The organism is Mycobacterium scrofulaceum (genome assembly GCF_001667885.1).
GTDB classification, from domain to species: Bacteria; Actinomycetota; Actinomycetes; order Mycobacteriales; family Mycobacteriaceae; genus Mycobacterium; species Mycobacterium scrofulaceum_C.
This window is the reverse complement of sequence record NZ_LZJW01000102.1, coordinates 119,786-128,048: the sequence shown is the minus strand read 5'-3', so window position 1 is coordinate 128,048 and position 8,263 is coordinate 119,786. Positions and strand designations below refer to the sequence as shown.

5 protein-coding genes are annotated in these 8,263 nt (G+C 67.2%); 1 reads left to right on the top strand and 4 read right to left on the bottom strand.

Features of this window, described 5'->3' with window-relative positions; genetic code table 11:
* Both A5681_RS26605 and A5681_RS16385 read right to left on the bottom strand, forming a co-directional pair.
* The coding region (locus tag A5681_RS26605; protein ID WP_156738007.1) for a PPE domain-containing protein at positions 1-159 on the bottom strand (159 nt) is incomplete at its 3' end.
* Positions 160-654: 495 nt separating this feature from the next.
* Entirely contained in the window at positions 655-849 is a 195-nt protein-coding gene (locus A5681_RS16385) for a ferredoxin (protein WP_067276845.1), read from the bottom strand.
* A 249-nt stretch (positions 850-1,098) separates the two neighbouring features.
* On the opposite strand from A5681_RS16385, the gene A5681_RS16380 reads away from it, so the two are divergent.
* Positions 1,099-2,271 (top strand): cytochrome P450, encoded by a 1,173-nt coding sequence (locus A5681_RS16380; RefSeq protein WP_067276841.1) that lies wholly within the window; start codon positions 1,099-1,101, stop codon positions 2,269-2,271.
* 31 nt (positions 2,272-2,302) lie between these two features.
* On the opposite strand, the gene eccCa is transcribed toward A5681_RS16380, so the two are convergent.
* Both eccCa and eccB read right to left on the bottom strand, forming a co-directional pair.
* The gene (gene eccCa / locus A5681_RS16375; protein WP_067276839.1) at positions 2,303-6,466 is read right to left on the bottom strand and encodes a type VII secretion protein EccCa; all 4,164 of its coding nucleotides are present in this window, start codon (positions 6,464-6,466) and stop codon (positions 2,303-2,305) included.
* Positions 6,463-7,980, bottom strand: a complete 1,518-nt coding sequence (gene eccB, locus A5681_RS16370) for a type VII secretion protein EccB (RefSeq protein WP_067276835.1) — start codon at positions 7,978-7,980, stop codon at positions 6,463-6,465. The genes eccCa and eccB overlap by 4 nt, the downstream gene beginning before the upstream one ends.
* Between the last annotated feature and the right edge of the window lie 283 nt (positions 7,981-8,263).

The following is an 8,263-nucleotide window of genomic DNA, read 5'->3' as shown; positions in this document are numbered from 1 at the left end:
CAACTCAGCAATCACCGAGCTATACCCACTCGCCGCCGCAGCCACCTCAGCAGCAATCTCATCCCACGCCGCCGACGCCGCCATCAACGAACCCGAACCCGGACCCGCATACATCCGACCGGAATTGATCTCCGGCGGTAACGCCCCGAAGTCAAACACCTGTTCTCCTCAGTTGGCCGGGATCGCTGGCGATCCCGGCGGTCGCATCGGATCAGTGGTGGCCGTGGTCACGGCTTCGTAAGCATTCGCCACCCGTAAGTCGCTGCCCGCCCGGAATCACCGACTCGGACCTCCCGGTCCGCCACCCCAGTCGGCGGGCTGTCCGGCGCATCCTGTCGATCCCGTGCCTGACGCCCAAATGTGGCTTGCCGCCACGCTTCTCGGACACCCGGTCAGGAACAACGTGCACCTTTAGCCTCGATTGATCCCGTGCTGTCAGCAACCGAGCGACAGTCCGCGGTATTACCGAACTGTCGCTCGTGAATGAGATTAGTTCGTTATCAGGGGCACGCCGACACGCGACGCCAACTGTTCATTCCAGGCCAGCCACTGTTCATTCCCCGTCGACCACAGTTCACTTGTGGCAACTGTTTGTTCATCCGGGGTTTGCTTTCAAATCGTTGTCAACGCCGCCCGCATGCCACGCCGCGCCGGTCAGTCCTCTTCGAGGATCAGCGCCATTTCGGGGCACGAAGCGACGCCGTCCCGGGTCAGCTGCTCGTCCTCGGGCCGCACCTCATGCTCCTCAAGGATCGAATAGCCGGATTCGTCTATCGGGAACAAGTCGGGGTCGACGGCGTAGCACTGGGCGTGACCCACGCATTTGGCTTGTTCGAGACGAACCCTCATGAGGTTCCCTCCCTACCGGGCTTCGCAGAATTGCAAGTCGCGCTGACGAATCGAGGAGCGGTTCGTCGCTGGCTAAAGTGTAGAAGATCGCCGCTGCATGCAGCCGTTGACCGGAAACCACCGAATCGGCAAGCGATCGGATTCGTGTCCCATTGCGACACATGCGATATTGGTGTGCCAGCTGGAAACGGTGCCGACGAAGTCCCCGCCGCAGCGGTGAGCAGATCAAGATAGACAAGCGGAGAGCCCATGAGCACTCCTGGCCAAGGCCAGCAAGGCACGTTCCACCTACCGCGCCTCGATTTCGAGAAGTTACCGATGGCCGAGGACCGGGGTGTCGGGTGGAAGACGTTGCGCGACGCCGGACCGGTGGTGTTCATGAACGGCCACTACTACATCACCCGCCGTGAGGATGTGCTGGCCGCGCTGCGCAACCCCAAGGTGTTCTCGTCGACGATCCTGCAGCCGCCCGGTCACCCGCTGCCCGTGCTGCCGCTGGCGTTCGACCCTCCTCAGCACACCCGCTACCGGAAGGTGCTGCAGCCCTTCTTCAGCCCGCTCGGTCTGAGCACATCCCGCCCCGTGCTGGAGCGGCACGCCGCCGAAATGATCGCCGCCCTTGCGGGCCAAGGCAAATGCGAAGTGATGGCGGACTTTGCGCACCTGTACCCGTTCCAGGTCTTCATGGATCTTTACGGCCTGCCGATCGAGGACCGCGACCGCCTGATCGAATGGAAGGACTCCGTCGTCAGCGACAAGCCCTACGTCACCCAGGCCGACATCGAGAACAGCCGGCAGCTGTTGGAATATCTGGCCGATGCGATCCAGCAACGCCGCCAAAACCCCGGTTCCGACATGCTGTCGCGAGTCATGGCCAGTGACGGTGACTTCACCGATCTGGAATTGCTGGGCATGAGCCACCTGCTGATCCTGGCGGGCCTGGACACGGTGACCGCGGCGATCGGATTCTGTCTGTTCGAGTTGGCGCGCCGGCCAGAGCTGCGCGCTTTGCTTCGCGAGAACCCAAGGCAGATCCGCGTTTTCATCGAAGAGATCGTCCGGCTGGAACCCTCGGCGCCGGTGGCGCCCCGGATCACCACGCAATTCGTCGAAATCGGCGGCATGACGCTGCCGCCCGGCACGTCGGTGCGGTTGTGCATGGCCGCGGTCAACCGCGACGAGAGCGATGCCACGTCCGTCAACGAGCTCGTGATGGATGGAAAGGTCCACCGGCACTGGGGGTTCGGCGGAGGGCCGCACCGCTGCCTTGGCTCTCACCTGGCGCGGATCGAGCTGACCGTCATCGTCGGAGAATGGCTCAAGCAGATCCCCGACTTCGACGTGCCGGCGGACTACGTCCCCGCGATCAACTACCCCTCGAAGAGCTTCGCGCTCAAAGAATTACCGCTGCGCTGGGGCTGACTCGGCCAACCCCAGCGCAGCGGTATCCGTCTTACTTGCGCAACTCCGTCGCCGCGACCTGGACGAACACACCGGTGTCCTCGGCCATCAGCAGGCCTCGACCGCGGGGCAGCGGACCACCCTTCATCTTGCCGCGGATGAAGCCCTCGTCCGGGTCGGCGTCCATGACCAGCAACGGCGCGTTCGCCTGGGCCAGCGCTCGCAACATCGGGTCGCTGCCCGCCGAGGACCAACCACCGAAGGTGCGCGTGACGAGCACGTGCAAACCGACGTCGGCGGCCCTGGTCACCCACGGGGCGGCCTTGTGCAGCGGCGAGTCGAAACCGGCCGGCAGCTGCTGGATGTCGTCGACGATCAGGAAGATCTCCGGACCGCTCCACCACGACCGCGACAACAACTCCTCGGCGGACAGGCCCGGCGGCGGCTCGCGTCCGGCCAGGACCGCCGCCAACTCGCCCATCATCGCCTGTACGCCGTCGAGGTTGTACGCGAACTTCTCGACATAGTCCGGACCCAGGGTGGTCAGCAGCTGACGCCGCGGGTCCACCAGCCAGACCTGTGCCGACGGCTGGCCGGGCGGCGGCGTCGGCGCGCTGCTGGCTCCCGGCGCGTACAGCCGGCCGATCTCGGACATGATCGTGGCCAGCGTGGTGGTACGCCCACATTCGCGTCGACCCGTCACCATCAGGTGCGCGTTCTCGGCGAAGTTGAGGTACACCGGCGACAGGTCCAATTCGGAGATCGCCCAAGCGATTCCGCCCGCGCCGACGCCCTGCCGGGTGTCCCGTGCGGCCAGCTCCCGCAGCTGCTCCACGTCGAACCGCGCCGGGAGGCGGCGGACCGGCGGGGCCTGGCTGCTCGTGAGGCGGCTCACCGCGTCGATGACGCTGTCGGACTCGAACACGTAGTCCGGTGTGGTGGCGAGCGCGGGGCGGGCCACCAGCGTGTGCAGGCCGGCCTGCGGGTCGGAATCGAGGCGGACGTAGTTGACCGCGACCATGCCGCGGCCCGGCTTGACCGGAACGTCCTTGGCGAACCGAGACCGCACCAGTTTGGCGTCCTCCACCGCGGCGAGCCGCAGCTCGACCCGGGAGCCGAACCCGCTGCGCACCGGCGGCCGCAACTCCGATTCGCGGTCGGCCGTGACCACCACGTGGACCCCGAACGACGGGCCCTGGTTGATGATCAGGTTCACCTGCTCGATCAGCACCTCGTTCTCTTCGGCCAGCGCCCGGTAGTTGTCCACCACCAGGTAGACGTCGCCGAACCCGTCGTTGGGGACCGGGCCCGGCTCGCCGCCGAACTTGCGCCGGCGGAAGACCTCCATGGAGGCGATGCCGTACTCGAGGAACGTGCTCTTGCGCTGACGCACCAGCGCCAGCAGCTCGGCCACCGTCCGGCGCACGCCGTACGGATCGGTCGGGCCGGCCACCTCACCCACGTGCGGCAGCCGGGCGACCGTGGTCAACGCGGTGCTGCTGTAGGCCAGGCAGTAGAACTGGACCTGCTCGGGCGTGTGGGTCAGCGCCGCGGAGCAGATCAGCGTCTGCAGTGCCGTCGTCTTGCCCGAACCGCCGGCGCCCAGGATCAGGACATTGGCGCCCGGCCCCGAGGTGTCGACCGTCCACGGCGGCTGGTCGTGCTTGAACGGCCGGTCGATGATCCCGATCGGGAACACCAGGTCGCGTGCGGTGCCGTAATCCTCCTGCCACGGGTGGCCGAGGAATCGGTCGACCAGCTCGTCGATGGGAACGGGCTGGTTCAGCGGCGGCTGCCACAACCGGTACGGCTCGAAGTCGATCTTGCGCAGCTGGTCGATGATGACCGTGCCGACCTTCGGCACCCGGATGCCCTCGACGTCGTCGTCGGCCGCCCCATCGGCCTCGAGCGCCTCGCCGTTGGTGATGGCGGCCGGGGTGAGCTCCGGGCCGCCCACGCTGACCTCGAGCGGGGTGAACGAGTTGGTGAACAGCTGCGGGCGAACGTAGTCGATGCTGTGCACCAGCGCCGGCGCCTCGTCGCCGTCATCGGTGAGCCCGCGGGGGAAGTAGTCCCGCCACAGGAACTCGGCCTGGAACCGGACGATGTCCTCCAGGCTGCGGCGGAAGTAGCCCAGACCCGCCTGCGCCGGCAGGTTGACCGCGTTCGGCACGCCGGCCGCCTGCGCCGCACCGGCGGTGCGCGCTTTCAGCACCAGCCGGTAACCCATGTTCTCCATGAGCTTTTCGGCGCGGCTTTCGATGGTCTGCGACGCCATCATCAGGTGGATCCAGTAAGCGCGGCCCTGCCGGCCGATCGAGTCGAGCACGTCGACCGCCGTCGGCATGATGCGGAACCATTCGTAGAACTCGTCGATGACCACCACGAGCATCGGCAGCGGCGCCAGGTCCTGGCCGCGTGCCTGCATCCGGAGGCGGACCGAGTTGTACTCCTTGGCGTCGTCGACGCCGGCGCTGTCGCAAATGGCCTTGCGGCGGGCGATCTCGCCCCACAGGGCGTCCAGGAAGCGCTCCATCAGCGCCTGGTCCTCTTCCAGGTCGGTGATGATGCGCGACACGTGCGGGACCCCGGCGAACGGCTTGACCGCCGACCCACCCTTGAGGTCCGCCAGCACGAACTGCAGCTCCTCCGGCGGGTGGCTGAGCATCAGCGATTCGATCACCGTCCGCACCAGCGTCGATTTACCCGAACCGGTCGTTCCGGACATGACGCCGTGCGGACCGTCACCGCCCTCGTCCAGGGACTTCATGTCCAGGAACAGCAGTTCGCCGTTGTCGGAGCGATTACCGAACGGCGCCCGCAGTCGCGACCGGCCCATGGTGTCGGTGCGGGCGCCCCAGAGCGCCTGGAAATCGATGTGGCCCGGGTCGTCGATTCCGTAGTAGGCCATGATGTCCCGGGCACCGATGTGGGCCACCCGCTGGCCGATCTCCTCGTAGGCCTCGGCGAGGCGCCAGCGAGCCAGCGCCTGGGCGAATTCCTCGGCCTCCGCGACGCTGATGTGGTCGGTCAGCGCGAAGAACCACGGCTTCTCGTCGATCACCATCCAGGTGTCGCGGTCGCGGGGCAGCGCCTCGATGATGCCCTTGTCGTCGAACCGCAGGGTGCGCTCGGGAACCGAGGTCCACATCGAGGAGCCGGTCAGGTCGAAGAACGTCACCCCGTCGATGCCTTCGGCGCTGATCACGAACTCCCACTGGGGGTCGACGACGTCCGCGACGATCACCGTGTGGGGCGTCGGGGTCTGCGCCGACGAGCTGGCGTGCCGGGGCGTGAAAGAGCCACGCCCGGCGAACAATTCGGATTGCTCGGCGGCGAACTCGCGCACCGAGCTGTAGACCATCCGCGCGTTGCCGGCGGCGTCCTGGCGCCGCGGGTCGCCGAAGTGCGGGAGCCACTTGACCCAGTCCCACTCGTCCAGGTCCGAGGTGACGACCACCATCTGCACGTGGTCGGGGCCGTGCGAGAACGCCAGCTGGCAGATGATCGCCCGCATCAGTCCCAGCACCTGCTCGCGGTCCCCGTTGAGCGCGTACCAGGGTTCGACGAGCAGCGAGATCATCTTGGGCAGGTTGTAGACGACGCTCTGGTAGCGGCCGAATTCCTGCAGCGCCTTACCGGTCACCGGCTCGAGCTCGATGTCGGTCGGCATGTTCTGGGGCTCACCCCAGGTCACCTCGGGACGCGTCATGCCGACGCCGACCCGGACCACACCGAAGTTGAGGTCCTTGCCGTCGGGCTTGCGCTCCCACATGCGTGAGCTGCCGACCGCGGCGGCCAGCGTGGTAGGCGCCGGGTGGTACCACCGGTAGTTGGCGTCCATGCTGTCGGCCGACTCGTGGGCGGTCTCGCGCAGCATGTCCAGCATCAGCATGAACTGGGCGCGCATCGCGTCCAGCTTCGGCCGGCTCATCTGCTGCTGGCCGCCGAACCGGCCGCCGAACATCATCATCGCGACGCCACCGATCATGAAGATCGGGAAGATCGCGCCGGCGCCGCCGAACACGCGCGAGCCGCTGCCGAAGACCATGGCGACCATGCCGATCAGCAGGCCGATCACCAGGACGCCGACGATGATCAGCCACACGGGCTTGCCCTCGGGCGGCGGAATGCTCAGGGGCGTCGGAAGGACGATGTTCTCCGGCTTGATGACCGGAGGCTTCTCCGGTGTCGGCCGTGCAAACCCGCGTTTCACTTAGGTACCGCCAATTCTCCTGGGGACATATCCATCGGTAGGGTGTCGTGCTCCACCAGCGCGTCCGCGCGCGACAAGGTCGGGCCCTGCGGGAGCAGCCGCAGCGCCACCCACGGCGCCAGGCTCGGTTTGGTCTTCAGGCCCAACGCCTCACGCACGTCGCGCGTGTCGTCGACCCCGAACCGGGCGCCGGCGTCGGTCACCCACCACAGCGATTCCGTCGTCTTGGCGCCCGGGTCGTTGCCGGTGACGGCCACGAAGTTTCCGTAGTCGGGCCCGAAGAAGACCTGGTCGGCGACGCGGCCCGTCGTGTCGGCCTTGACCAGCGAGACCACCTTGTTCTCGTCCTTGGCCGCCACCGGAATGGTCGGGCCGGACACGACCTGGATGCGGGCGCGGTTTTCACCGGAGGTCTTCTGCCACCACCAGCAGGTCGAGGGGTTCTCGCGGATGTCCGAGACGTTGAGCGGGGCGTCCGGGTAGGAGGACAGGTCCAGCTTGTTGACCACGGGCATCTTCGCCAGGGCGGACGGCTCGACGGTCACCGGTTTGGTGTTGCCGGGCCCGGCGTTCTGCAGAATCTGGGCCACCAACGGCGGCAGGGTCTGCACGCCATCGGCCAACACCAGTGAATATTGTTGCGGCCCACTGATTTGCGGGGTGACGATCACCGTGCCGATCGGGCCGGGCGCGTTCGGGAACGATGCGCCGGCGCCCGCGTTCGGGATCTGCGGCACGGTCAGTTCCGGGCCCACCGGCAACGCGTCGAACAGGGCGCGGCTCATGGGTTTGGCCTGGCCGACCTGCTCGGGCGTCAGGCCCAGCGGCAACAGCACCGATCGGTTGGTGGCGTCGATCCGCGACCGGCGTCCCTCCCGGATCACCCACGCGTCTCCGCCGTAGTTCAGCACGACCGCATCGGAGCCGTTCAGCACGCGCCGGTGGTTGCTGAGGTCCGGGTTCCCGTCGATGACGGTCACCGTCACCCCGGACGGCGCACTGACGCCGGTCGAGGTGGAGACGGTGTCGCACACCAGCCACGACGACGTGGCCGGGCTGGTGGTGTGGAAGTTCGACGGCGCGCCCGGGATGCCCACCATCGGGCCGCGCGGCAGGCTGGCGATCTGGTTGGACTTCACCAGGTGCGGGTTATCGGGGCGGCCGGTGATCAGGCGCGCCGACGCCAGGTTCAGCGCCGGGTACAGCCGGTCGCCCACGCGGACATAGAGGGCGCCGGAGTCGCGGTCGGCGATGATCGGCGAATCCCCGACCTGGCCCGCCGGGCTCAGGAAGGAGTACAGCAGCGCGCCCAGGCAGATCACCAGCGCCGCCGAGACCGAAGCCACCACGGCCAGCGTCTGACGCCGCCCCGGCTCGACTTCCATGCGGACACGCCAGCGGGTGAGCGCCATTGCGGTGCGGCGAGCGAGGAACTGGTAGCCGGTCACCTGGGTTCGCGTCGACAACCCGAGGCCATACCCCGACCCGCGTTGCCCGCGACTCTCTTCCGCCACTTAATTCACCATCCGGTCTGCTAGAACGCCTGGATATTGTCCCTGAAAATTTCGCTGCGCGAATTACATCGATAACCGTAAGGCACCGGTACGAGCCTCGCCACGCGGCGACGATGGCGTTCGCTGCTGCATCTGTTCGTCTGCGGGTGTCCGGTCGTCGGCAGTGCGCCGGGGCCGCCGGCGCGCGCGACGTGCCAGGCGCCGTTGAGCTGGCACTTTTCTGCTTCCCCGCCGATTCCCGCCCGGACTCCTCATGTCTCTCAAGGCATCGTAGTGGCGAATG

Excerpts from the sequence above, each read along its gene's own strand:
- A5681_RS16385 (WP_067276845.1), bottom strand. The coding sequence starts at position 849 with ATGAGGGTTCGTCTCGAACAAGCCAAATGCGTGGGTCACGCCCAGTGC.
- A5681_RS16380 (WP_067276841.1), top strand. The coding sequence starts at position 1,099 with ATGAGCACTCCTGGCCAAGGCCAGCAAGGCACGTTCCACCTACCGCGC.